This window comes from Streptomyces sp. 63XJN7_1_ISO-PGPR-S23-121 (assembly GCF_056173025.1).
In genome coordinates this window covers 1-24,214 of the sequence record NZ_CM149653.1, presented here as the reverse complement: position 1 = coordinate 24,214, position 24,214 = coordinate 1, and the positions used below count along the sequence as shown (strand labels likewise).

20 protein-coding genes and 2 tRNA genes are annotated in these 24,214 nt (G+C 70.2%); 6 read left to right on the top strand and 16 right to left on the bottom strand.

Features of this window, described 5'->3' with window-relative positions:
- Positions 1-17: 17 nt before the first annotated feature.
- Positions 18-797 (bottom strand): DUF881 domain-containing protein, encoded by a 780-nt coding sequence (locus AC0VYN_RS00110; protein WP_385466888.1) that lies wholly within the window; start codon positions 795-797, stop codon positions 18-20.
- A gap of 140 nt (positions 798-937) precedes the next feature.
- Here AC0VYN_RS00110 and crgA point away from each other — a divergent pair, with 140 nt between their 5' ends.
- Entirely contained in the window at positions 938-1,192 is a 255-nt protein-coding gene (crgA, locus tag AC0VYN_RS00105; protein ID WP_386919631.1) for a cell division protein CrgA, read from the top strand.
- Positions 1,193-1,428: 236 nt separating this feature from the next.
- On the opposite strand, the gene AC0VYN_RS00100 is transcribed toward crgA, so the two are convergent.
- Positions 1,429-2,337, bottom strand: a complete 909-nt coding sequence (locus tag AC0VYN_RS00100; RefSeq protein ID WP_475534245.1) for a rhomboid family intramembrane serine protease — start codon at positions 2,335-2,337, stop codon at positions 1,429-1,431.
- Between the two features lie 122 nt (positions 2,338-2,459).
- Positions 2,460-2,993: a peptidylprolyl isomerase gene (locus AC0VYN_RS00095; protein ID WP_475534244.1), complete on the bottom strand. Its 534-nt coding sequence runs from the start codon at positions 2,991-2,993 to the stop codon at positions 2,460-2,462.
- 368 nt (positions 2,994-3,361) lie between these two features.
- On the opposite strand from AC0VYN_RS00095, the gene AC0VYN_RS00090 reads away from it, so the two are divergent.
- Positions 3,362-4,066: a DUF5324 family protein gene (locus tag AC0VYN_RS00090; protein WP_475534243.1), complete on the top strand. Its 705-nt coding sequence runs from the start codon at positions 3,362-3,364 to the stop codon at positions 4,064-4,066.
- A 129-nt stretch (positions 4,067-4,195) separates the two neighbouring features.
- On the opposite strand, the gene AC0VYN_RS00085 is transcribed toward AC0VYN_RS00090, so the two are convergent.
- Both AC0VYN_RS00085 and AC0VYN_RS00080 read right to left on the bottom strand, forming a co-directional pair.
- On the bottom strand, positions 4,196-4,972 hold the full coding sequence (locus AC0VYN_RS00085; RefSeq protein WP_475534242.1) for an isoprenyl transferase: 777 nt from the start codon (positions 4,970-4,972) through the stop codon (positions 4,196-4,198).
- Between the two features lie 446 nt (positions 4,973-5,418).
- Positions 5,419-5,491 (bottom strand) — tRNA-Ala (locus AC0VYN_RS00080).
- A gap of 179 nt (positions 5,492-5,670) precedes the next feature.
- Between AC0VYN_RS00080 and AC0VYN_RS00075 the strand changes: the two genes are divergently transcribed.
- Both AC0VYN_RS00075 and AC0VYN_RS00070 read left to right on the top strand, forming a co-directional pair.
- On the top strand, positions 5,671-6,219 hold the full coding sequence (locus tag AC0VYN_RS00075) for a helix-turn-helix domain-containing protein (protein ID WP_385464826.1): 549 nt from the start codon (positions 5,671-5,673) through the stop codon (positions 6,217-6,219).
- Between the two features lie 79 nt (positions 6,220-6,298).
- Positions 6,299-7,750: a serine/threonine-protein kinase gene (locus AC0VYN_RS00070; protein ID WP_475534241.1), complete on the top strand. Its 1,452-nt coding sequence runs from the start codon at positions 6,299-6,301 to the stop codon at positions 7,748-7,750.
- A 16-nt stretch (positions 7,751-7,766) separates the two neighbouring features.
- Here AC0VYN_RS00070 and AC0VYN_RS00065 read toward each other — a convergent pair whose 3' ends face one another.
- Together AC0VYN_RS00065 and AC0VYN_RS00060 are read right to left on the bottom strand one after the other, a co-directional pair.
- A complete protein-coding gene (locus AC0VYN_RS00065) occupies positions 7,767-9,086 on the bottom strand; it encodes a hypothetical protein (protein WP_475534240.1) in 1,320 nt (439 codons plus the stop codon).
- Between the two features lie 144 nt (positions 9,087-9,230).
- The gene (locus AC0VYN_RS00060; RefSeq protein WP_003999697.1) at positions 9,231-9,359 is read right to left on the bottom strand and encodes a DLW-39 family protein; all 129 of its coding nucleotides are present in this window, start codon (positions 9,357-9,359) and stop codon (positions 9,231-9,233) included.
- A gap of 338 nt (positions 9,360-9,697) precedes the next feature.
- Between AC0VYN_RS00060 and AC0VYN_RS00055 the strand changes: the two genes are divergently transcribed.
- Positions 9,698-10,072, top strand: coding sequence for a DUF6344 domain-containing protein (locus AC0VYN_RS00055; protein WP_475534239.1), 375 nt, complete (start codon positions 9,698-9,700; stop codon positions 10,070-10,072).
- A 210-nt stretch (positions 10,073-10,282) separates the two neighbouring features.
- Positions 10,283-11,134, top strand: coding sequence for an FUSC family protein (locus AC0VYN_RS00050; protein WP_475534238.1), 852 nt, complete (start codon positions 10,283-10,285; stop codon positions 11,132-11,134).
- A 69-nt stretch (positions 11,135-11,203) separates the two neighbouring features.
- Here AC0VYN_RS00050 and AC0VYN_RS00045 read toward each other — a convergent pair.
- The 9 genes from AC0VYN_RS00045 to dnaA form a co-directional block, all read right to left on the bottom strand.
- Positions 11,204-11,280, bottom strand: a tRNA-Ile gene (locus AC0VYN_RS00045).
- Between the two features lie 99 nt (positions 11,281-11,379).
- Positions 11,380-12,099 (bottom strand): DUF3566 domain-containing protein, encoded by a 720-nt coding sequence (locus AC0VYN_RS00040; RefSeq protein ID WP_385464841.1) that lies wholly within the window; start codon positions 12,097-12,099, stop codon positions 11,380-11,382.
- Between the two features lie 18 nt (positions 12,100-12,117).
- The gene (gyrA, locus tag AC0VYN_RS00035) at positions 12,118-14,712 is read right to left on the bottom strand and encodes a DNA gyrase subunit A (RefSeq protein ID WP_475534237.1); all 2,595 of its coding nucleotides are present in this window, start codon (positions 14,710-14,712) and stop codon (positions 12,118-12,120) included.
- 42 nt (positions 14,713-14,754) lie between these two features.
- Complete coding sequence (gene gyrB, locus AC0VYN_RS00030) at positions 14,755-16,815, bottom strand: DNA topoisomerase (ATP-hydrolyzing) subunit B (protein WP_475534236.1); 2,061 nt, start codon at positions 16,813-16,815, stop codon at positions 14,755-14,757.
- 426 nt (positions 16,816-17,241) lie between these two features.
- Positions 17,242-17,814: a DciA family protein gene (locus AC0VYN_RS00025; protein WP_385464851.1), complete on the bottom strand. Its 573-nt coding sequence runs from the start codon at positions 17,812-17,814 to the stop codon at positions 17,242-17,244.
- The gene (gene recF / locus AC0VYN_RS00020; RefSeq protein ID WP_475534235.1) at positions 17,811-18,932 is read right to left on the bottom strand and encodes a DNA replication/repair protein RecF; all 1,122 of its coding nucleotides are present in this window, start codon (positions 18,930-18,932) and stop codon (positions 17,811-17,813) included. The genes AC0VYN_RS00025 and recF overlap by 4 nt, the downstream gene beginning before the upstream one ends.
- 36 nt (positions 18,933-18,968) lie before the next feature.
- Positions 18,969-19,844, bottom strand: coding sequence for a phosphogluconate dehydrogenase (NAD(+)-dependent, decarboxylating) (gene gnd, locus AC0VYN_RS00015; protein WP_451688390.1), 876 nt, complete (start codon positions 19,842-19,844; stop codon positions 18,969-18,971).
- A gap of 187 nt (positions 19,845-20,031) precedes the next feature.
- Complete coding sequence (gene dnaN, locus AC0VYN_RS00010) at positions 20,032-21,162, bottom strand: DNA polymerase III subunit beta (RefSeq protein WP_385464860.1); 1,131 nt, start codon at positions 21,160-21,162, stop codon at positions 20,032-20,034.
- Positions 21,163-22,222: 1,060 nt separating this feature from the next.
- Complete coding sequence (gene dnaA / locus AC0VYN_RS00005) at positions 22,223-24,184, bottom strand: chromosomal replication initiator protein DnaA (RefSeq protein WP_475534234.1); 1,962 nt, start codon at positions 24,182-24,184, stop codon at positions 22,223-22,225.
- Between the last annotated feature and the right edge of the window lie 30 nt (positions 24,185-24,214).

Here is a 24,214-nt window from a genome sequence, read left to right as displayed (position 1 = left end):
AGCCCCCGGGAACGGCGTCACTCCACAGGCTGGGCGTAGTGCAGGTCGACGGCGCCCGAGTACCCCGGCAGGGTCGCCGTCCCCTCGTCCTCGACCTTCCAGCCGAGCCCGTACACGTTGACGTACACCATGTAGTTCTGGATCGCCGGCGACTCGGCCAGCGCCTTCTTCAGCCGCTCCGGATTCCCGACCGCCTGGATCCGGTACGGCGGCGAGTAGACGCGGCCCTGGAGGATCAGCGTGTTGCCGACGCACCGCACCGCACTGGTGGAGATCAGCCGCTGGTCCATCACCTTGATGCCCTCGGCGCCGCCCTGCCACAGCGCGTTCACCACGGCCTGCAGGTCCTGCTGGTGGATCACCAGGTAGTCGGGCTGCGGCTCGGGATAGCCGGGGAGCTTGGCGGTGGCGTCCGGCGGGGCGTCGTCGAGCGTGACCGAGATCGACTCGCCCTTCAGCTCGTGCGTGCCCGTCCTCTCCTCCAGCGCGGCGAGCTTGTCGTCCTCCGCCTTCGTGCTTCCGTCGTCGCGCTCGGCGAGCGACTCGATGTCGCTCCGCAGGGCCGCGTTGGACTCGTCCAGTTCGCCGTTCTTATGGCTGCGTTCCTGGATGAGATCGGACAACTTCAGCAAAGAGGCGTCCGTGCGGATATTGGTGCCTTTGGCGGTGTCGAAGCTGGTGAAGAAAATCAGCCCGGCGAGGGCGAAGACGGCTGCCGTGAGCACCCGCACCGGCCGGAAACGGCTTCTGCGGGCAGGACTGGATCCGGTCCCGGGGGAGTCGGCAGAATTGCTCAACGTACCCTTATCTCCTTCGGCGCCGCGGAAGCACTACGCTAACGGACGCCCGGGGGAGCGCTCAGAGTCCCCTTGTACGCCGCCCCGAGCCCGAACCGTTCCCTGCGCGGCCACGCAGCGCATCGACAGGAGAGACCCTCGTGCCGAAGTCACGTATCCGCAAGAAGGCCGACTACACGCCGCCGCCCGCGAAACAGGCGGCCGCCATCAAGCTGACCAGCCGCAGTTGGGTCGCGCCGGTCATGCTGGCCATGTTCGTCATCGGTCTGGCCTGGATCGTCGTCTTCTACGTCACCGACGGGTCGCTGCCCATCGACGCGCTGGGCAACTGGAACATCGTGGTGGGCTTCGGTTTCATCGCCGCTGGATTCGGTGTCTCCACGCAGTGGAAGTAGCTCTCCCCAGGGCTATCCACCGAGTTATCCACAGAACTTGTCCACACGGTGGGGAAAAGAAACGAAGATCTGTGGATAACTCGCCGGGCATTGACACCGGTACGATGGAAGTACCAAGAACCGAAAACCTGTTCGCCCCCTGTCTGACCTGCGGAAACACGGTCAAGTGACAGGAGGCACACTTGTTCCCGCACACTGTGCACAGGACCCGGTACCGGTTGTGGACAACGCGACGCTCAGGTGAGCTGCAGGGTTCTCAACAGGGTCAGCCCGACGACGGCCACGAGGACCAGTGCGCAGGTGCCGTACTGCACGAGCGTCCGCCGCTCGCGCGGGGCGTGGAGCATGGCGTAGCCGATGACGGCGCCGGCGACGAGGCCGCCGATGTGGGCCTGCCAGGCGATGTTGTGCCACCCGAAGGTGAAGATCAGGTTGATCACCAGCAGGGCGATGACCGGTCGCATGTCGGCGTTGAGCCGGCGGACGAGGGCTCCGGTCGCGCCGAAGAGGCCGAAGACGGCGCCGGACGCGCCGAGCGAGGCGGTGGTCGGTGCGGCGAGCAGGTAGGTGAGGGCGCTGCCGGCCAGGCCGGACGCCAGGTAGAGCGTGAGGTAGCGGGCTCTGCCGAGAGCCGCTTCGAGGGGGCCGCCGAGCCACCAGAGGCCGAGCATGTTGAACCCGATGTGCCAGAACTCCTGGTGGGTGAACATCGAGGTCACCAGGCGGTACCACTCGCCCTCCGCGACGCCTTCGGTCGGCATGTACGGGGCGGGCGGCCACTGCCCGATCAGGACCAGGTCGCCGAGGAGCGAGGACCGCGCGCGGACGGCGATGAACACCGCCACGTTGATACCGATGAGGATCTTGGTGACGAGGTGCGGATCCGCGGCGACCGTACCGCCGGCGAGCGTGCGGGGCCGGGAGGCGGCGGGGGCCGGTCCGGTGCCGCTTCCGCCGCGGGCACAGTCGGGGCAGTGGAAGCCGACGGACGCGTTGACCATGCAGTCGGGGCAGATCGGGCGCTCGCAGCGGGTGCAGCGGATGCCGGTCTCACGGTCGGGATGCCGGTAGCAGCCGGGCAGGCTGTGGGCGGGCGGGGTCGCCTGGCCGTCCGGGCCCTGCGGGCCGTCCGGTGACTGGTCCATGGGATCCCCTCCCTTGTCCGTCCGAGTCCGAGAGGCACGCGGCCCCGCCCTTCCTTACGGACGAGCGGGGCATTTGGTTCCCTTGGGACGCGCCGGTGAGGGCGGTCCGGGAGCCTCGGTGATCAGCCCTCGCGGGTCTCGACGACGACCGACTCGATGACCACGTCGTTGACGGGACGGTCGGTGCGCGGGTTGGTCTCCGTGGCGGCGATGGCGTCGACGACCTTCTGCCCGGCCGGGTCGACGACCTCGCCGAAGATCGTGTGCTTGCGGTTCAGCCACGTGGTCGGGGAGACGGTGATGAAGAACTGCGACCCGTTGGTACCCGGGCCGGCGTTGGCCATGGCGAGCAGGTAGGGCTTGGCGAAGGCGAGGTCGGGGTGGAACTCGTCCTCGAACTTGTAACCGGGGCCGCCGGTGCCGTTGCCCAGCGGGTCACCGCCCTGGATCATGAAGCCGCTGATCACCCGGTGGAAGACGGTGCCGTCGTAGAGCCTGTCCGTGGTCTTCTCCCCGGTCTCGGGGTTGGTCCACTCACGCTCGCCCCGGGCGAGCTCGACGAAGTTCCTGACCGTCTTGGGGGCGTGGTTCGGCAGGAGCCGGACCTCGATGTCGCCGTGGTTGGTCTTCAGGGTGGCGTACAGCTGCTCGGCCACGATGTGCCTTCCGTCGTCCTGTTGTGCTCCCCGATCCTCGCACGGTCCCCGGCGCACGTCGCCCAGCTCCGGTCCGGGCGTCGGGCGGGTGAGAGGGCTGAGCGAAATCCGAGTGGGTACCCCTGGGTTGCGAGCGCGGGAGGAGGATCCGTGGCATTGTCGTCGACAGGCCCCTGTTGCCCTGCATTCGTCCGTATTGCCGTTGATCGTCCTTTGGTCGCATCTCCGGTACCACGCGCCCCGGAGGGCCCGGTGTCATCGCCCGTGACCCGGATGCTCGCCCTCGCATGCCTGGCTGTGCGTCGGCAGGCATGATCCGTAAAAGGGTGGAAAGTCGATTACCGTACGCCACCGAGGAGGAGGAACCCGTGACCCGCATCGACAGCGTGCGCGCCGCGACCGGTTCGGCGAAGGACAGCGTGCTGCACGCCGCGGAAGTGGTGGCGCCCTACGCCGACACGGCCAAGGACAGGGCCGCTCACTACGCACAGGAGGCGCGCGTACGGCTGGCGCCCAAGGTGTCGCAGGCCGCATGCCAGGCCCGGCTCCAGTACGGCACGCATGTCGCGCCTCGTCTGGAACAAGCCCGTACGCATGTGCCGCCGAAGATGGACCAGGCCGCGCACGAGGCCGCGGTCCGTACACGACTGGCCGCCCGCCAGGCGGCCGACTACTCCCGTCCGGTGATCGAGCAGGCGGTCGCCGCGGCCGGACCCGTCAAGGACGAGGCCGCCGCGCGGAGTGCCGCCGCGCTGGTCGCACTGCGCGGGCAGGTCTCGGCCAAGGACATCCAGAAGCTGGCCCGCAAGAATGAGCGGCGGGCGAGTGCCGGCCGCGCCTTCAGGATCCTGGCCGTGGTGGGCGCCGTGGCGGGCGGTGCCTTCGCCGCCTGGAAGTGGTGGGACAAGCAGGCCAACCCGGACTGGCTGGTGGAGCCGCCCGAGGCGACGGAGGTCCCCGAGAGCGGGCGACTGACGTCGGTGGACGGCACCGGCGGAGCGGCCCTGGACCCCGAGGTGCAGGCCAAGCAGGCCGAGGACGAGGCCGCCGACGGCGGCGACGAGCCGCGCTGACGCCTTCCGGTACGGGTCGGCACGCCACCTCTGTGCAGCGCCGCGGGGCGGGAGGCTTCCGGGTCTCCCGCCCCGCGGCGATGTTTCACGTGGAACAGCGCGCCGGTGTCCCGGGGCTCCGTCGTCTCCTCAGCGGCCGTAGCGGCGTTCGCGCAGGGAGTAGGAGCGCAGGGCGCGCAGGAAGTCGATCTCGCGGAAGTCCGGCCAGAAGCACTCGCAGAAGTACACCTCGGCGTAGGCGGACTGCCACAGCAGGAATCCGGACAGCCGCTGCTCTCCGGAGGTGCGGATGATGAGGTCGGACTCGGAGCGCGCCTTGGAGTACAGGTGCTTGGAGATGTGCTCCATGGTGAACGTGTCGATGAACTCGTCGATGTCGCCTCCCGCGGAGGCGTGCTCCGTGAGGGCCGACCGCACGGCGTCGACGATCTCCCGGCGGCCTCCGTAGCCGACGGCGACGTCGACCCTCGTTCCGCCCTTGCGGCCCTGGGTGGCGGCGGTCGCGGTCTTCAGGCGGTTCGCGGACTCGGCCGGCAGCAGGTCGAGGGCACCGACGACCTCGACGGGCCAGGGGTTGCCCGGGGCGGCCAGGCGCTCCACGACCTCGGCGATGATGTCGATCAGCGGGTTGAGCTGGTCCTCGGGGCGGTGCAGGTTGTCGTCGGACAACATGAAGAGGGTCACGTGCTCGATCTGCGCGGAGTCGCACCAGCGCAGGAAGTCCAGCACCTTCGCGCCGCCGGCCCGGTAGCCCTCACGGGGGTCCTCGATGCCCGATTCCTTGGCCCATCGGCGGTTGCCGTCCAGCATGATGCCGATGTGCTGGGGACGTGGGCGACCCTCCAGCTCTCTGAGCAGCCGCTTCATGTACAGCGCATCGAGAGCGGCTCGTACCTTGGCCCGCATGCTCTACCCCTTTCACCTCGTCGGCAGCGACCGGACGGCTCCGGCGGCGGTGCGCCGCTTGGCACCGCCCCGCAGGGGTGTGGCGCTGGTGCCCTCTGGGGTGACGATATCAAGAGCAGACAGCGCGACTCCGGTGCCGAGCGGTGGCCTCGCGCACACCCGTTCCCGCCCGGTGACGGGAGGCCGGTGGCCTCTGTCACACCGTCAACTACCCCCGATCCGCCCGCCGTTGATGATCATTTACGCAAGGGGGAAGCACGGGGACGCAGGCGGGCGCGGGGGGCGAACCCGCAGGCGGGAGCGGTCACCCGGCGCGGGGGCCGCGGCCGTCCGCGCTGGACGCCGGCCGCCGGCCGCCGGCCCGTTGCACCACGGTGCGTGACGACAGCGACGCGAAGAGCCCGCCCGGCCTGGTGTTCACGCAGGTCGGACGGGCTCTCGAGGTGTGGAGCCTAGGGGAGTCGAACCCCTGACATCTGCCATGCAAAGACAGCGCTCTACCAACTGAGCTAAGGCCCCGGAGGAGACGTCCGGCCGGAGGATCTTCTTACCGGCGGGCGCCGCAGACAAGAGTACCGGGTCGCCCCCCGTATCTCACAAATGATTGGGGGTCCCGATGAACAACCACGCTCCGTAAGATGCTCGGCGTGGTTCGCTGAAGCGAACTGCGGTTTTTGGGGAAGCGATGGGGAGACGCAATGGACGCCGCACAGCAGGAAGCCACCGCGAGAGCGCGGGAACTGCAGCGGAACTGGTACGGGGAGCCGCTGGGGGCGCTCTTCCGCAGGCTCATCGACGATCTTGGCCTCAACCAGGCTCGTCTGGCGGGGGTGCTGGGGCTGTCCGCGCCGATGCTGTCACAGCTGATGAGCGGACAGCGGGCGAAGATCGGTAATCCCGCGGTGGTGCAGCGGGTGCAGCTGCTCCAGGACCTGGCGGGGCAGGTCGCGGACGGCAGTGTGAGCGCGGCCGAGGCCACCGAGCGCATGGACGAGATCAAGAAGTCGCAGGGGGGCTCGGTACTCAGCAACACCACGCAGACGACGAGCAGTTCGGGAGCGCCCACGGTCAAGCGCGTGGTCCGTGAGATCCAGTCGCTGCTGCGTTCGGTGGCGGCCGCCGGCGACATAATCGACGCCGCGGACGCCCTCTCCCCGTCCCACCCGGAGTTGGCGGAGTTCCTGCGGGTGTACGGCGCCGGCCGCACCTCCGACGCCGTGGCGCACTACCAGTCCCACCAGAACTGACCCCCGGGGTCCGGCCGTCGAAGGGCTCGCCGGCCGGCCTTGCGGGGAGTGGCGCGAGGGGGAGGAGCGGCACACAGCCATGGGTGAGGTCTTCGCCGGCCGGTACGAGCTGGTCGATCCGATCGGCCGTGGAGGGGTGGGTGCCGTCTGGCGTGCCTGGGACCACCGCCGCCGGCGCTATGTGGCCGCCAAGGTGCTGCAGCAGAGGGACGCCCACTCGCTGCTGCGCTTCGTGCGTGAGCAGGCGCTGCGGATCGACCATCCCCATGTGCTCGCCCCGGCCAGCTGGGCCGCCGACGACGACCAGGTCCTGTTCACCATGGACCTGGTCACGGGCGGTTCACTCGTCCATCTGGTCGGGGACTACGGCCCGCTGCCGCCCGGTTTCGTCTGCGTCTTGCTGGACCAGCTCCTGTCGGGCCTGGCGGCGGTGCACGCGGAGGACGTCGTGCACCGGGACGTCAAGCCCGCCAACGTGCTGCTCGAGGCCACCGGCACGGGGCGGCCCCGGCTCCGGCTGTCCGACTTCGGCATCGCGATGCGGCTGGGCGAGCCCCGGCTGACGGAGACCAACCTCGTGGTGGGGACGCCCGGTTACCTCGCGCCGGAGCAGATGATGGGCGCGGAACCGGACTTCGCCGCCGACCTGTTCGCCGTCGGACTGGTCGCCCTGTACCTGCTGGAGGGCGCGAAGCCCGACGCCAGGACGCTCGTGCGGTACTTCGCGGAGCACGGGACGCCGCCGGCTCCACAGGGCATCCCCGAACCGTTGTGGCAGGTCGTGGCCACGCTGGTGCAGCCGGATCCGGAGGCGAGGTTCCGCACGGCCACGGGGGCGCGCAAGGCGCTGGCCGCGGCCGCTGAGCTGCTGCCGGAGCCGGGGCCCGACGACGAGCTGATCGAGATCTTCGACCAGATAGGGCCGCTGCCGGCGGGATTCGGCCCCGGGGGCCCGCTCGAGCGGGCCAAGGGACTGGACGACGCACCGACGGATCCGCGGCGGCCCTCCGCACCCGGGCGGGCGGCGGACAGTATGCCAGGGCCTTCGGCGCCGGCGCCACCGCCCTCACCCGCCTCCGCACCCACACCGGCCCCCGAACCCGTACGGCCGTCCGTGATGTCGGACACCGGGAGCTTCCCCCTGCCGCCCCCGCAGGCCACCGGCACGTCCACCCCCGTGCCCGGCCCCCCTCGGCCGCCCGCCCACGCACCGGCCCCTCCGTCGGTCCATCCGCAGGACCCCGGCTTCCCCGGCCCACGGCCCCAGCCCCCGTACGCGCATCCGCACGCCCCGGGTCCCCCCGCACCTAAGCCGTGGCAGCGTGCCGACGTGCCCACCGCCGCGTACACCGCCCAGGCCACCCGGGCCCCGCGGGCACCGCACGCTGCCCCGCCCGCTCCGGCGTCCCCCCAGCACCGCGCGGCGCGGCGTCCCCGCCGGCCCGGTCCCCCGGCCCGCGTGGCGGTTCCGCTGCTGCTGCTCGCGCTGGCCTGTTACGCCGTGGGCTTCTGGGCCCTGACCCGCATCTGAGGCCCGCCGGGCCGCGTCACGTGGCCCGGCGCCGGGCCACCGCCGTCCACACGCCGAGGCCCGCCAGCAGGACGCTGCCGCCGCCGATCCCGCCGACGGCGAGCACCGTCATGGCGGCGTCGTCCTCCCCGGCCGCTCCGTCCGCAGGCGCCGCCTGCCGCTCCAGGGCCGAGAGCTCGAAGAGGCCGTCGGGCACGGACTTCCCCGCGTACTCCGGCCCGGTCTGCGCCGTCCCCCCGAGCCGCAGGCGCAGGACCAGCGGGAACGGCCCCTCTCCGAAGGTGTCGGCCACCTGGGCCGCGAGGTGCACCACGAGGTAGTAGTCGCCGGCGAACCGCATCCCGGTGACCCGTTCCCCGGTGGCGTACCGGTTGGCGTACGCCACCGGCGGCGCGGGAGCGAGAGCGGCCGTGACCCCGCGGCCGGTGTATCCCTTGGCGGCGTCGACGACCTCGCCGCGCACGGGGTTGTGCAGGGCCAGGCGCAGCGCGCCGGTCGTGTAGCCCGATCCGCTGTCGGTGCCGCCGAGTTCGGCGGCCGCGTACAGTTGCCGGCCCCAGTCGACGGGCACCTTGTAGAAGAGGGTCTGCCCGGGCCGGATGTCGTCGCTCCACGCCCCCTGGCCGACGGTGGTGGCCTCGGCGAAGCCGCCGCCGCCCCGGCGGTGTGCGGGCTCGCCCGTGAGAGGTCCGGGCGAGGCGGAGTCCCACGCCTCGGGTGCCCGCGTCGCGCCGGTGCGGGCCGGGGGCGGTTCGGTGACGACGGTGAGCTCGAGGTCCCAGGGGTCCGGCGGGGAGTCCTGCGGCCGGGACCGCTCGACGGTGACGTAGTAGGTCCCGGCGTCCTGGCATCGCGTCCCGTCGGCGGAGACCGCGCGTACGCCCCAGGCCGTGACCGGGCGGGGGCTGCGAGCGGCGCCGAAACTCGCGCTGTCGGACGAGCAGGTGCCCCCGTCGGCGTCCGCCACGGACAGCCGGACGCCGTCGACGGCGGTGAGCTCGTCGCCCTCGTCCGGGACGGCGGTGGCGGAGACGTACGTGTCCGAGGCCCCGTCGAGTTCGACGCGGTAGTGGAGCGTGCCGGTCCGCGGCAGGGAGCCCCGGTACGTCGTGCCGGGTTCGAGGGAGGGGGCGTTCGCCGCGCCGCTCGCGCCCTCGGCCCACTGGGCGTCCTGGGCGAACGCGTAGCCGCCCGGCGGGCCGGCCGCCAGGGCCGTCCCGCCCGGCAGGACTGAGACGGTGGCCAGCACCGCGGTCACGGCGGCCAGACGCACCGGCACCGGCGGGCGGCCACGTCCTGACCGGACTCGCCGGCGAGCCGTACACCACCGCACCATCAGTCGCCACCCCTCGCGCTCGCCGTCGCACGGACCGTGGCCCATCCTGCCGCGCGCCGGTGGTCTCCGCGCCCCCTCCGGACAACACAAAACCCCGACCGTGATGACGGCCGGGGTCTGCTCAGGACCGGATGTCGGTCGGACTCACGAACCCGTGGGCACGGAGTCGGTCGCCTCCGTCCACAGATCCTGCTCGGCGCGATCCGCCTGGATCTGGCGGTACACGAGGAGCCCGCCGATGGCGGCCAGTGCGACCAGGAGAAGCTTCTTCACCGCGCTACCTCGTCTTTCCTTGACGTAGGGGACCTCTGGCGCCCGACTATACACACCGGCCGATACCGATCGGTGATCTGAGTCGGCCCTCAACTGCCCGTCCGCGGAACGCAATAGATACGGACCGAGTCGTTCCGATCGGAGGGTGATCACATCTCCACGGACGGTGACTTTTGCCCGTCCCCCTCCCGCCTCCGCACCATTTCGTCCCCCTTGCGGCCATCCGGGTGGTGTTCATCTGAACATCGCGGCGCCACGGTCGCGGGTCCACCACTTCGCGGCCCACATACACATCATGAGGAAAGTACGCAAATCGCCCGACCCGAAAGTGAGGGGCCATGGACCGGAACAAGGTCATGAAGCTGTGGACCGCCATCGTCACCGCCTTCCTGGCGCTGTGCACGGCGCTCGGATTCGTCACGACCACCGCCGCGGCGGCCGTACCGCACACCGAGACGCACAGCAACACCGAGACGGCGCCCGAGCCGGCCGAGCCGGCGGCGGCGGCAGCCTGGTCCTGGTCCCGGGCAGGCGCCCTGCCCCCCACGATGAAACAGCGCATCCACGCCGAGGCCCACGGCAAGGCCCCCAGCTGCCGGCACCGTCCCCTCACCGACGCCGCTTCGGCCGTCACGACCCTGCCGGCAGCCGCCACCCCGTGCGACACCGCCGCCTCACCGGCCGAGCAGCACACCGTCCCGCTGCAGCGCTGAGCGGCCCGGCGCCCCGCGCCCCCGCCATCCGACCCTGACGTCACGGCGTATTGCGTACAGCACCGCACGCGAGAAACGGCCCGGCAGCTCCGACGGAGCAGCCGGGCCGTCGCCGTGCGCCGGACCGCTGTTCGCGGCACTGGCCGACCCCGGAGGCGGCTACGGCCACCGCGCGCTCATATCGCCGTCTTCGCGCTGGCCGGCGCCGGGGTGACCGCGCTGGCCTTCGGTATCGGCTCGGACGCCTGGGGGCGGCTGGTCCTCGTGTCCTTCATGGTCACGCTGGCGGCCGGACTGATGGCCGCGTTCGGGGTGCGCAGATTCGTCGATGCCCTGCTTCTCAACATCTGGTTCATCGTCGGCGTCGGCTTCGAGGCCGGCATCCACGGTGAGGCTCGCATCCCCAGTTACGACTGGGCTCAGGTGCTCTCCTGGACCGGAGGAGCGGCCCTGTGGATCACGGCGTCGTTCCTCGGGTGGCTCCTCCGTGGGCGTAGGGACCGGGACCAGCCCTTCTCGGAGCTGCCGGGCGACACGTCCAGGAGGAGGCTGACCGGCCCGCTGGTCCTGTTCGCGGTGATCCGCGCCGTGGTCATCGCCGGGACCGTCGCGCTGGCGTTCGGACTGGACCTGTCGTACGGCTACTGGATCCCGATCGCTGCCATGATCGCGCTGAAACCGAGACTGGAGCAGGCCGCGCTGGCCGACGCGCAGCGCCTCACCGGCGCCCTGACCGGAGCCGGCACGGCCGCGCTGCAGCTGTGGGTGCCCGCGAGTGAACACGGACTCAGACTGTTCGCGGTGCGACGCGGACTCGAAGTGGTGGCGCTCGTCTTCCTCAGGCACGGGGCCGGGATCCGCTTCTGGAACTACGCCCTCTACTGTGCGGCCATCGCCGCCGGCGTACTCATCCTGGTGGACCTGGCACAGCCCTCCGACGAGTCGGCCGAGGGCTACCGGGTGCTGTGGACGCTGTGCGGCGTGGGAATCAGCCTGATCATCATGCTGCTCGCGGGACTGCTCGCCAGGCGCACCGCCGGAACACCACCACGATCAGCCTGAGACCGAGCCACGGCCCAGCTGCGGAGATGCAGCAAGACCCCCGGACCAGAGGTCCGGAGGTCTTTACGCTGGTGGGGCTAACAGGATTTGAACCTGTGGCCTCATCCTTATCAGGGATGCGCTCTAACCAACTGAGCTATAGCCCCGCCGCGCTCTGCGGTGTGTGTCCCGCGCGCTGACTCCTGAAGATTAGCGCACGAGGTGGGCAGTCCCAAAATCGGTTGTCGCCGGACCGCCCGCGCGGATCACTCGTCCTCGGCGAGCGTCAGCTCCACGCCGCCGACGAAGCCGGCGGACAGGTTGTAGATGAACGCGCCGAGTGTGGCGAGAGCCGTCGCGAGGACGACGTCGATCACCGCGATGATCGTCGTGAACATCAGCACGTTGGGCAGCGACAGGAAGGACTGCAGGTCGAAGCCGTTGGACTCGTTCGAGCCGGTGGCCTCGGAGATCGTGCCGCCGACCGTCGAGAAGACGCCCATGGCGTCCATGACCATCCACAGCACGGCGGAGGCCACGATCGTGCAGACGCCGAGCGCGATGGAGAGCAGGAAGCTGACCTTCATCACCGACCACGGGTCGGCCTTGGCCACGCGCAGCCGTGCCTTGCGGACGCGGGGCGTGGTGCGTGCGCCGGTGCGCGGGCGGCGCGACGCGGCCGCGGACGGGTTGCCGCCCTGGGTCTGGTAGGCCTGCGGCGGGTGGTACGGCCCGCCGGCCTGCTGGGGCTGCCGTTCCCCGGGCAGCGGCGAGGCCGCCTGCCGGGCCTGCGAGCCTCTGGTGTCCGTCACAGTTCCCCCCTGGGATCCATGAGTGTCAGACGCGTGCGAGCCGGTCGCGCCGTCGTCGATCTTGCGCAGCTGAGTCGTGTGCGGATCCGTCGCACGCGCGGCGGAGCCACGGCCGCCGTCCGTCTCCGCACCCCTGGGGGTACTGGCCGATCCGGCGCCCGTGGCTCCGCTCACGATGACTCTCTCCTCGTGCTACTCGGCCGAGGGCGCCTCACCCTCGTCCGTGCCGGTGGTCGCGACACCCTCGGCGGTCTCGTCGACGACGACATCGCCGTCGACCTCCTCCGCCTCGCGTCCCGCCTCGGCGTTGCGCGCGATCCCCACGACGGCATCGCGCTTGCCCAGATTGATCAATTGGACGCCCATGGTGTCACGGCCCGTCTCCCTGACTCCGCTGACTCGCGTACGAATCACACCGCCCGAGAGTGTGATGGCGAGGATCTCGTCGTTCTCCTCGACCACCAGCGCACCCACGAGCGACCCACGGTCCTCGACGATCTTGGCAGCCTTGATGCCGAGACCGCCGCGGCCCTGGACGCGGTACTCGTCGACGGAGGTCCGCTTCGCGTAACCGCCGTCGGTGGCAGTGAACACGAACGTACCGGCTCGAACAACATTCATCGAGAGCAGCTCGTCCCCTTCGCGGAAACTCATGCCCTTGACGCCCGAGGTGGCACGGCCCATCGGACGCAACGTGTCGTCGGAGGCGGTGAACCGGATCGACTGCGCCTTCTTGCTGACCAGGAGCAGATCGTCCTCGGCCGAGACGAGTTCGGCGCCGATCAGTTCGTCGTCGCTTCCGTCCTCCTGCTGGCGCAGGTTGATGGCGATGACACCACCGGCGCGCGGCGAGTCGTAGTCCTTCAGCGGCGTCTTCTTCACCAGGCCGGCCTTGGTGGCCAGGACCAGGTAGGGCACCGCCTCGTAGTCGCGGATCGCGCGGATCTGGGCGATGGTCTCGTCCGGCTGGAAGGCCAGCAGGTTGGCCACGTGCTGGCCGCGCGCGTCGCGGCCGGCGTCCGGCAGCTCGTAGGCCTTGACCCGGTAGACCCGGCCCTTGTTGGTGAAGAACAGCAGCCAGTGGTGGGTGGTGGACACGAAGAAGTGGTTGACGATGTCGTCTTCCTTGAGCTTCGTGCCGCGCACGCCCTTGCCGCCGCGCTTCTGGGCCCGGTAGTCGTCGGTCTTGGTGCGCTTGATGTAGCCGCCGCGGGTGACCGTGACGACGATGTCCTCCTCGGCGATCAGGTCCTCGATGGACATGTCGCCCTCGTACGGGATCAGCTTGGTCTTGCGGTCGTCGCCGTACTTCTCGACGAGCGCGGCCAGCTCCGCACTGACGATCCCCCGCTGGCGGACCGGCGAGGCGAGGATCTCGTTGTACTCGCTGATCTTCGCCTGGAGTTCGTCGTGCTCCTGGACGATCTTCTGCCGCTCCAGGGCGGCCAGTCGCCGCAGCTGCATCTCGAGGATGGCGTTGGCCTGGATCTCGTCGATCTCCAGGAGGCCCATCAGGCCGCCGCGCGCGATCTCGACGGTGTCGCTGCGCCGGATCAGGGCGATGACCTCGTCGATGGCGTCCAGGGCCTTGAGCAGACCGCGCAGGATGTGCGCGCGCTCCTCCGCCTTGCGCAGGCGGAACTTCGTACGCCGGACGATGACCTCGATCTGGTGGTTCACCCAGTGCCGGATGAACGCGTCCAGGGAGAGGGTGCGCGGCACCCCGTCGACCAGCGCCAGCATGTTGGCGCCGAAGTTCGTCTGCAGGTCGGTGTGCTTGTAGAGGTTGTTCAGCACGACCTTGGCGACCGCGTCCCGCTTGAGCACGATGACCAGGCGCTGGCCGGTGCGGGAGCTCGTCTCGTCGCGGACGTCCGCGATGCCGCCGATCTTGCCGTCCTTCACCAGGTCGGCGATCTTCTGCGCGAGGTTGTCGGGGTTGGTCTGGTACGGCAGCTCCGTGACCACCAGGCACTGGCGGTTCTGGATCTCCTCGACCTCGACGACCGCGCGCATGGTGATCGAGCCGCGCCCGGTGCGGTAGGCCTCCTCGATGCCCTTGCGGCCCACCACCAGGGCGCCGGTCGGGAAGTCGGGGCCCTTGATGCGCTCGATCAGCGCGTCCAGCAGCTCCTCGTGGGAGGCCTCGTAGTTCTCCAGGTACCACTGGGCGCCGGCCGCGACCTCGCGCAGGTTGTGCGGCGGGATGTTGGTCGCCATGCCGACCGCGATGCCGGCCGAACCGTTGATCAGCAGGTTCGGGAAACGGGCGGGCAGGACGGTCGGCTCCTGGGAGCGGCCGTCGTAGTTGTCCGTGAAGTCGACGGTCTCCTCGTCGATGTCGCGGACCATCTCCATCGACAGCGGCGCCATCTTGCACTCGGTGTACCGCATGGCCGCCGCCGGGTCGTTGCCCGGCGAGCCGAAGTTGCCGTTGGAGTCGACGAGCGGCATCCGCATCGACCACGGCTGGGCGAGGCGGACCAGGGCGTCGTAGATGGAGCTGTCGCCGTGGGGGTGGTAGTTGCCCATGACGTCGCCGACGACGCGGGCGCACTTGTAGAAGCCGCGCTCGGGGCGGTAGCCGCCGTCGTACATGGCGTACAGCACCCGGCGGTGCACGGGCTTGAGGCCGTCACGGACGTCGGGCAGCGCACGCGAGACGATGACGGACATCGCGTAGTCGAGGTACGAGCGCTGCATCTCCGTCTCGAGCCCGACGGGCTCGACGCGCATCGCCAAGGCGTCGCCCTCGGGCGTCGTCACAGGGGTGTTCTCGTCGGTCATTGCTGGTGAAGGTCCTTCCTGGTGCGGTCAGCTGAGACCGACTCAGATGTCGAGGAAGCGGACGTCCTTGGCGTTGCGCTGGATGAACGCGCGCCGGGCCTCGACGTCCTCGCCCATCAGCACCGAGAACAGGTCGTCGGCCTGCGCGGCGTCGTCGAGCGTGACCTGGCCGAGCACGCGGTGCTCCTGGTCCATGGTGGTGATGCGCAGTTCCTCGGCGTTCATCTCACCGAGGCCCTTGAAGCGCTGCACGGAGTCCTCGCGGATGCGCTTGCCGGCCTGGCGGCCCATCTCGATCAGCGCGTCGCGCTCGCGGTCCGAGTACGCGTACTCGAAGTCGTCGCGGCCCCACTTGATCTTGTAGAGCGGCGGACGCGACAGGTACACGTGCCCGGCCTCGACCAGCGGCCGCATGAAACGGAACAGGAAGGTCAGCAGCAGGGTGTTGATGTGCTGGCCGTCGACGTCGGCGTCCGCCATCAGGATGATCTTGTGATAGCGGAGCTTCTCGATGTCGAAGTCCTCGTGCACGCCCGTGCCGAACGCGGAGATCATCGCCTGGATCTCCTGGTTCTGCAGGATCCGGTCGATGCGCGCCTTCTCCACGTTGAGGATCTTGCCGCGGATCGGGAGGATCGCCTGGTACTGCGGGTTCCGGCCGGACTTGGCCGAACCGCCGGCGGAGTCGCCCTCGACGATGAAGATCTCGCACTTGGTCGGGTCGTTCGACTGGCAGTCGGACAGCTTGCCCGGCAGGGACGCCGACTCGAGCAGGCCCTTGCGGCGGGTCAGGTCACGCGCCTTGCGGGCCGCCACCCGCGCGGTGGCCGCCTGGATGCCCTTGCGGATGATGTCCGCGGCCTCGTTCGGATTGCGGTCGAGCCAGTCGGTCAGGTGCTCGTAGACGACCTTCTGCACGAAGGTCTTCACCTCGGTGTTGCCCAGCTTCGTCTTGGTCTGGCCCTCGAACTGGGGCTCGCCGAGCTTGACCGAGATGATCGCCGTCAGACCCTCGCGGATGTCGTCACCCGTGAGGTTGTCGTCCTTGTCGCGCAGCAGCTTCTTGTCGCGCGCGTACTTGTTGATCAGCGAGGTGAGCGCCGCCCGGAAGCCCTCCTCGTGCGTGCCGCCCTCGTGCGTGTGGATGATGTTGGCGAAGGAGTACACGCCCTCGGTGTAGCCGCCGTTCCACTGCATCGCGACCTCGAGGGACAGGCTCTTGTCCTTGTCCTCGGCCTCGAGGTCGATCACGGTGGGGTGCACCAGCTCTCCCTTGCGGGAGTTGAGGTACTTCACGAAGTCGACGATGCCGCCCTCGTAGTGGTACGAGACGCTCTTGACCTCGTGCTTCTCGTCCTCGCCCGCCTCGTCCGCGCCGGCGGTGGCCTTCGCCGACTCGCGCTCGTCGGTGAGGTTGATCTTCAGGCCCTTGTTGAGGAAGGCCATCTCCTGGAAGCGCCGGGAGAGCGTCTCGAAGGAGTACTCGGTGGTCTCGAAGATGTCGCCGTCGGCCCAGAAGGTGACCGACGTGCCGGTCTCCTCGATGGCCTCGTGCCGGACCAGCGGTGCCGTGGGGACGCCCAGCTTGTAGTCCTGTGTCCAGCGGTAGCCGTCGGTCCTGACCTCCACGGACACCTTCGTGGAGAGGGCGTTGACGACGGAGACACCCACGCCGTGCAGACCGCCGGAGACCGCGTAACCGCCGCCGCCGAACTTGCCGCCCGCGTGCAGAACGGTCAGCACGACCTCGACGGCGGGCTTGCCCTCGGAGGGGACGATGCCCACCGGGATGCCACGGCCGTTGTCGACGACCCGGACACCGCCGTCGGCGAGGATCGTCACGTCGATGGTGTCCGCGTACCCGGCCAGCGCCTCGTCGACGGAGTTGTCCACGACCTCCTGCACCAGGTGGTGCAGGCCGCGCTCACCGGTCGAGCCGATGTACATACCGGGTCGCTTGCGGACCGCGTCCAGACCCTCGAGGACGGTGATGGCACTGGCGTCGTACGAGGCATGCGCCTCTGCGCTGACGGTGCTCACCGCGTCGTTCACGCCGGTGTCGGTGGACGGGTTGTTCTCGTTGGGGTTGCCGGAATCGGCCACGAAGCGCCCTTTCTGGCACAGCACGAGCCGGGCTCGTCGGCGGGTTGCCGGAGCGGCTGCGGCATGTTGCGTTGGTAACGCCTTGATCAGCGTTGCTCAGCTTGTCCCGGACGGTCCCCACGTTCGGGGCGGGATTGTCTTCCATTCTACCGGTAGCACTGACACTGATGGGGGTTTGCCGGTGCCTGAGTTCGCATGTGCCGCCCTGAACGAGCCTCTCCCGACTCCCGATATACGGAAGGGGGCCTCAAGAGGCTCACGGCGGCACTCAGCGCTTCGAGGCGTCAACCCTTGGCTACTTGGGAGTCAGATCGGGATTCGCAGCCCTGTGCGGGGGTACGACGAGCCGGGCGCCGACGGTCCGCACCGGCCCTCGACGCCCGAAAATGTGAGGTACCTCACCAACCCGCAGTGCGGGCGGGCGAGTCACCCGTAGGTGTCCCCGGGCCCCTTGCTGCCCGGCGCGCGCAGCGGTCCGTACCGCCGGGCGGAACCGCCAGGACCTCCCGGACCGTGCACCTTGATCACCCGGACCGAGCCGTGCCCGAGGTCCTCGTTGAGCCGGGCGACCAGCGTCGGGGCGAGCAGCCGCAGATTCGTCGCCCAGGCCGTCGAGTCGCACCGGACGACCAGTACCCGCTCGTCCTCGTCGTACCGCTCAGGCACGCAGTGCTTGGCCACGTCCTCGCCCACGATCTGCGGCCAGCGGCCCATCACACCGCCCACGGCGGCCGGCGTCTCCCAGCCGCGCTCCGTGATCAGCCGGTTGATCGCCGACCCCAGCGCCATCGGGTCACGGCCGTCGGCGCGCGCACCGGAACGCAGCCCCCCGCGCCGCGCCTGCCGCTTCTGCTGCGCCGCGTCCCCCCGCGCGCGTGCCGCCTCACGCGCCGCCCTCAGCGCCACCCGCGCCAGGTCTACCCCGGACGGCTCGGGGGCCCTGCCGCCCTTGCCCTGGTCGTCCCCGGCGTTCCCGGGGGCCGGCCCGTCGGTGCTCATACGCGCTCCACCGTCCCGTCCGCCACGGCGAATCGCGCCCCCGCCAGCACGTGCGGCACGTCGTCGTCCACGGCGGCGGTCACCAGCACCTGCTCACCGGGCGCCACGAGTTCGGCCAGCCGCTCCCGGCGCCGCGCGTCCAGCTCGGCGAAGACGTCGTCGAGCACCAGCACCGGCTCGTTGCCCTCGGCGCGCAGCAGGTCGAACGACGCCAGGCGCAACGCCAGCGCGTACGACCAGGACTCGCCGTGGGAGGCGTATCCCTTGGCGGGCAGCTGACCGAGCTTCAGCAGCAGGTCGTCCCGGTGCGGGCCGACCAGGGTGACACCCCGCTCGATCTCCTGCCTGCGGGCCTCGGCCAGCGCTGCCGTCAGCTGCTCGTAGAGCTCCTCGCGCGTGTGCGCCTCACCGGGCGCCGACGGCTTGTACTCCAGCGCGACGGGACCACCGCCGGGAGCGAGCTGCTCGTACGCCTTGTCGGCCAGCGGCTGCACCGCGGCGATCAGGTCCAGGCGCTGCGCCAGCAGTTCGGCGCCCGCTCGCGCCAGGTGCTGGTCCCAGACGTCGAGCGTGGACAGGTCCATCGTGCGGCCACCGTGCCGCCGGGCGAGCGCGGCCGACTTCAGCAGGGTGTTGCGCTGCTTGAGGACCCGGTCGTAGTCCGAGCGCACCCCGGCCATGCGCGGGGAGCGGGCGGTGATCAGCTCGTCGAGGAACCGGCGCCGCTCACCGGGGTCGCCCTTGACCAGGGCGAGGTCCTCGGGCGCGAACAGCACGGTCCGCACGATGCCCAGCACGTCACGCGGCCTGACCTGCGACGACCTGTTGATCCGGGCACGGTTGGCCTTGCCCGGGTTCAGCTCCAGCTCGATCAGCTGCTGCCGCTCGCCCTGCCGCACCTGCGCCCGGACCACCGCCCGGTCGGCGCCCATGCGCACCAGGGGGGCGTCCGAGGAGACCCGGTGACTGCCGAGGGTGGCCAGATAGCCGACCGCCTCGACGAGATTGGTCTTCCCCTGCCCGTTGGGGCCGACGAAGGCGGTGACGCCCGGGTCCAGCGGGACCTCGACCCGGGCATAGGAACGGAAGTCGGCCAGCGACAGATGCGTGACGTGCATGGTCGTTCGCCGACCTCCCCAACCTTCGGGTGTTGCCTACTTCTTTTCCACCGCGTGACCACCGAACTGGTTGCGCAGCGCGGCGATCATCTTCATCTGCGGCGAGTCGTCCTGCCGGGACGCGAACCGCGCGAACAGCGACGCCGTGATCGCCGGCAGCGGCACCGCGTTGTCGATCGCGGCCTCCACAGTCCAGCGTCCCTCACCGGAGTCCTGTGCGTAACCGCGCAGCTCGTCCAGGTGCTCGTCGTCGTCGAGCGCGTTGACGGCCAGGTCCAGCAGCCAGGAGCGGATGACCGTGCCCTCCTGCCAGGACCGGAAGACCTCACGGACGTTGTCCACGGAGTCGACCTTCTCCAGCAGCTCCCAGCCCTCGGCGTAGGCCTGCATCATCGCGTACTCGATGCCGTTGTGGACCATCTTCGCGAAGTGGCCCGCGCCCACCTTGCCGGCGTGCACGGCGCCGAAGTCGCCCTCCGGCTTGAGGGCGTCGAAGACCGGCTGCACCTTGGCGACGTTCTCCGCGTCGCCGCCGTACATCAGCGCGTAGCCGTTCTCCAGGCCCCAGACGCCGCCGGAGACACCGCAGTCCACGAAGCCGATGCCCTTGGCGGCCAGCTCCTCGGCGTGCTTCTCGTCGTCCGTCCAGCGGGAGTTCCCGCCGTCCACGACGACGTCGCCGGGCTCCAGCAGCTCTCCCAGCCGGTCGACGGTGGCCTGGGTGGGCTCACCGGCCGGGACCATCACCCAGACCACGCGGGGGGCGCTGAGCTTGCCCACAAGCTCTTCCAGGCTGTGGACGTCCGCGAGATCCGGATTGCGGTCGTATCCGACGACGGTGTGGCCCGCGCGGCGGATCCGCTCGCGCATGTTGCCGCCCATCTTGCCGAGGCCGACGAGACCGAGCTCCATCAGTTGCGTTCCTTAGGTCTGCGAGGTGGCGTGGCGGCACGCCCGCACCCGGCGGATGCGTGCCGCGGCACTTTCGTACCCGCGTACGAGCCTAAACCCGCAGTTCCGTGCACAGCTGTGGGCATACGCGCTCATGCGTACGCCCCCACCTGGGTCTTTGTCCTCAGCCTGTGGACGACCGGCGGCGTCAGCCGCTCAGCCGCACCGGCATGATCAGGTACTTGTAGGCCTCGTCCGCCTCGGCGTCCAGCGCGGGCCTGCCGCTGAGCAGCGCCGGCTTCGTGGACGTCGTGAAGGACAGCTGGGCCACCGGCGAGTCGATCGCGCTCAGGCCGTCGAGCAGGAACGTCGGGTTGAAGGCGATCGAGATGTCGTCGCCCTCCAGCTGGGCGTCCACCCTTTCCACAGCCTGTGCGTCGTCGCTGGAGCCGGCCTCGAGGATGAGCACGCCCTGCTCGAAGCTGAGCCGCACCGGGGTGTTGCGCTCGGCGACCAGGGCCACGCGCTTGACGGCCTCCACGAAGGGGGCGGTCTCGATCACGGCGACGCTGTTGAACTCCGTCGGGAAGAGCGTCTTGTACTTCGGGAGGTCGCCCTCCAGCAGGCGGGTCGTCGTCCGGCGGCCCGCTCCCTCGAAACCGATCAGGCCCTCGCCCGCGCCCGACCCGGACAGCGCCAGGATCACCTGATCGCCGCTGGTCAGCGCCTTGGCGGTGTCCAGGAGCGTCTTGGCGGGCACCAGGGCGACCGCGGAGGTCTCCGGGTCCTCCGGCTTCCACAGGAACTCGCGGACCGCGAAGCGGTAGCGGTCGGTGGAGGCCAGCGTCACCGTGTCGCCCTCGATCTCGATGCGCACACCGGTGAGGACGGGCAGCGTGTCGTCGCGGCCGGCGGCGATGGCGACCTGCTGCACGGCCGCCGAGAAGACCTCGCCGGGGACGGTGCCCGTGGCGTTCGGCATCTGCGGCAGGGCCGGGTACTCCTCCACCGGCAGGGTGTGGAGGGTGAAGCGCGAGGACCCGCACACCACCGTCGCCCGTACACCGTCTGTGGAAATCTCCACCGGCCGGTTGGGCAGGGCGCGGGAGATGTCGGCGAGCAGCCGCCCGGAGACGAGGACCGTGCCCTCCTCCTCGACCTCCGCCTCCACCGACACGCGTGCGGAGACCTCGTAGTCGAAGCTGGACAGGCTGAGCTGTCCCTCCTCGGCCTTCAGCAGCAGGCCCGCGAGGACCGGCGCCGGCGGACGGGCCGGGAGGCTGCGAGCCGCCCAGGCCACTGCCTCCGCGAGTACGTCGCGTTCCACCCGGATCTTCACTGTTGCCGCCTCCTGCTGTTGCCGGCGCTTCTCGCCCTGCTTCGCCTTCGTCGTCTGACCCGGTGTCGCCGTCCCCGGTGAGGGGCAGAACACCGGGGACCAGTCTGACGCACCGCACTGACAGTAGGTGCCCTTCGGGGTCAAGTCGTGCCGAGGGGCGGTCGGGCTCGAGAGCTCGAGTTGTGCACAGGTCCCGCTTCGAAACGATTCCCGCTCTCTCTCTAGTCGGGAGTAGTAGTAGGGCCTGTGGATACCGTGGATAACCTCGTTTGCGCAGGTCAGCGCAGGAATTTTGTCCACGGGGCCTGTGGGCGGAGCCGGTGGACAACTGGGCGTCTCTGTGGAGAACAGAAAGTTCTGCACACGCCGTGCACAGGGAGGGGCGACTTCTCCCCAGCGCCGTCCCCAGGTTTACCCACCTTTCCCACAGCCCAATCCAGGCCCTCGGTGTGACGCCTTTCACTCGAGGCGGTGACGAGCCGCTCCGGGTTGCCGAACAGTGGACAGGCATGTGGAGAAGCAGGTGATCGCTGGGGACAACCGGCTCCAGCCTGTGGGCCACCGGTGGACAACTTGACGCACGGGCTGGGGGACTTTTCGTTGTCCACAGGCTGTGGAGATCTTTTGTCCACGGATCCACAAGGTGCTGACCTGCCCTGATCATTCCTCAACAGCCCAGCCTGTGGACAGGATCGGGACAACTTCCCGGTCCCCAAGCTGTGGAGGGGAAAAAGTCGCCGAATCTGTGGAGAGAGGCCGTAACCCGGCAGGTATTCGAACAGCGAGGGCCGGGAGCGGGGGCGGCGCGATCGGTGCCGCGGCTGGGTCCGGGAGCCTTCCGAGCCCCGTCCGAAGCCTTCAGGGCCGCTTCAAGGAGCCCTTGCGGCCGGGTCCGGCGCCTCCCGGAGCCGCGTCCGGAGCTTCCCGGGGGGCGGGGGGCGTGTCCGGGGCTGATGCCGGATACGGCAGCCCCGCGCCGCGGCCCGCAGGCACGGAGAAGGCGCCCCCGGAGCTCTCCAGGGGCGCCTTGAGGACGCGGGCCGGCCCGTGCGGGCGGCCGTCAGCCGTTCTTGATGCGGTTGGTCAGCTCCGTCACCTGGTTGTAGATGGAGCGCCTCTCGGCCATCAGATTCCGGATCTTGCGATCGGCGTGCATCACCGTGGTGTGGTCGCGGCCGCCGAACAGCGCGCCGATCTTCGGCAGCGAGAGGTCCGTCAGCTCGCGGCAGAGGTACATGGCGATCTGGCGGGCCGTCACCAGTGCGCGGCCGCGGGAAGTGCCGCACAGGTCCTCGACGGTGAGGCCGAAGTAGTCGGCGGTGGCGCCCATGATGGCCGTGGAGGTGATCTCGGGAGCCGAGTCCTCGCCGCCGGGGATCAGGTCCTTGAGGACGATCTCGGTCAGGCCCAGGTCGACCGGCTGCCGGTTGAGCGACGCGAACGCGGTGACGCGGATCAGCGCGCCCTCCAGCTCGCGGATGTTGCGCGAGATGCGGGAGGCGATGAACTCCAGTACCTCCGGCGGGGCGTTGAGCTGCTCCTGTACGGCCTTCTTGCGCAGGATCGCGATGCGCGTCTCGAGCTCGGGCGGCTGGACGTCGGTGGTCAGGCCCCACTCGAAGCGGTTCCGCAGCCGGTCCTCGAGCGTCACCAGCTGCCGGGGCGGCCGGTCGGAGGACAGCACGATCTGCTTGTTGGCGTTGTGGAGGGTGTTGAAGGTGTGGAAGAACTCCTCCTGCGTCGACTCCTTGTCCGCCAGGAACTGGATGTCGTCCACGAGCAGGATGTCCATCTCGCGGTAGCGCTTGCGGAAGCTGTCGCCCTTGCCGTCGCGGATGGAGTTGATGAACTCGTTGGTGAACTCCTCCGAGCTCACGTACCGCACGCGCGTGCCGGGGTAGAGGCTGCGCGCGTAGTGCCCGATCGCGTGCAGCAGGTGGGTCTTCCCGAGGCCCGACTCCCCGTAGATGAAGAGGGGGTTGTACGCCTTGGCGGGCGCCTCGGCGACGGCGACGGCCGCCGCGTGGGCGAAGCGGTTGGAGGCGCCGATGACGAAGGTGTCGAAGAGGTACTTCGGGTTCAGGCGCGCGGTGGGCTCGCCGGGCCCGGTCGCCGGCGCCGGCTGTGCGGCGAGCGGGCCGGGAGCGCCGGTGGCGGGTCCGGGACCCACCGGGCCGCCGCGGTGGACGTGGCCGGAACCCGGCGGCGGCTCGGGGAGATCACGCCGGGTGCCGCGCTGGTCGTAGTCGCCGCGGGGCTGGTCGTAGTCCGGGCGCTGGGCGTCGTACGGGGGGCGCTCCGGCGGCTGCGGCCGGCGGTCCTGGGGGCGGCGGTCCTGCGGGTACGCGTCCTGGGGGTACGGCTCCTGGCCGTAGGAGTCCTGGGAGTAGGAGTCCTGCGCGTAGCCGTCCTGCTGGGGTGAGGAGTGGGAGGAGTAGCCGTCCTGGGGCGGGCCGTACGGGTCCTGCGGCGGCGAGGCGTACGGGTCCCGCTCCGGGAAGCCGAGCCGCTGCTGCTGCCAGCCGTAGTCGTCCTGCTGGGACGGGCGGGGCCAGGAGCCGGGCTCGGGGCGCTGGTACTCCTGCGGGTAGGCGGGGCGGGCGCTGGGGAGCGGATCGGCGCGGTGGCGGCCGTACCCCTCGTAGTCGGCACGGTTGTGGTTCCCCTGGCCGCTCTGGCCCGCACCGCTTCCCCCCGGGCCGGGGGACGGGAGCTCGGGCTCCTCGTAGCGCGGCTGCGGGCGGGCGGGCGGTGCCGGCGGGGCCGGGGGTTCGCCCGCGGTCTCGTCGACGGTGATCGCGATGCGGATGGGGCGCCCGCACTCCCGGCTCAGCGTCTCGCTGACGACGGGGGCGAGACGTCCCTCGAGCACGCCCTTCGCGAACTCGTTGGGTACGGCGAGGAGGGCGGTGTCGGCGACCAGTGCCAGGGGCTGGCAGCGGCGGATCCAGTGCTCGTCCTTCGATTCGACGCCTTGCCCGCGGCCTTCTCCGAGCAGCTGCTCCAGTACGCGTGGCCACACTGCGGCAAGATCGGCAGGTACGTCAGCCAC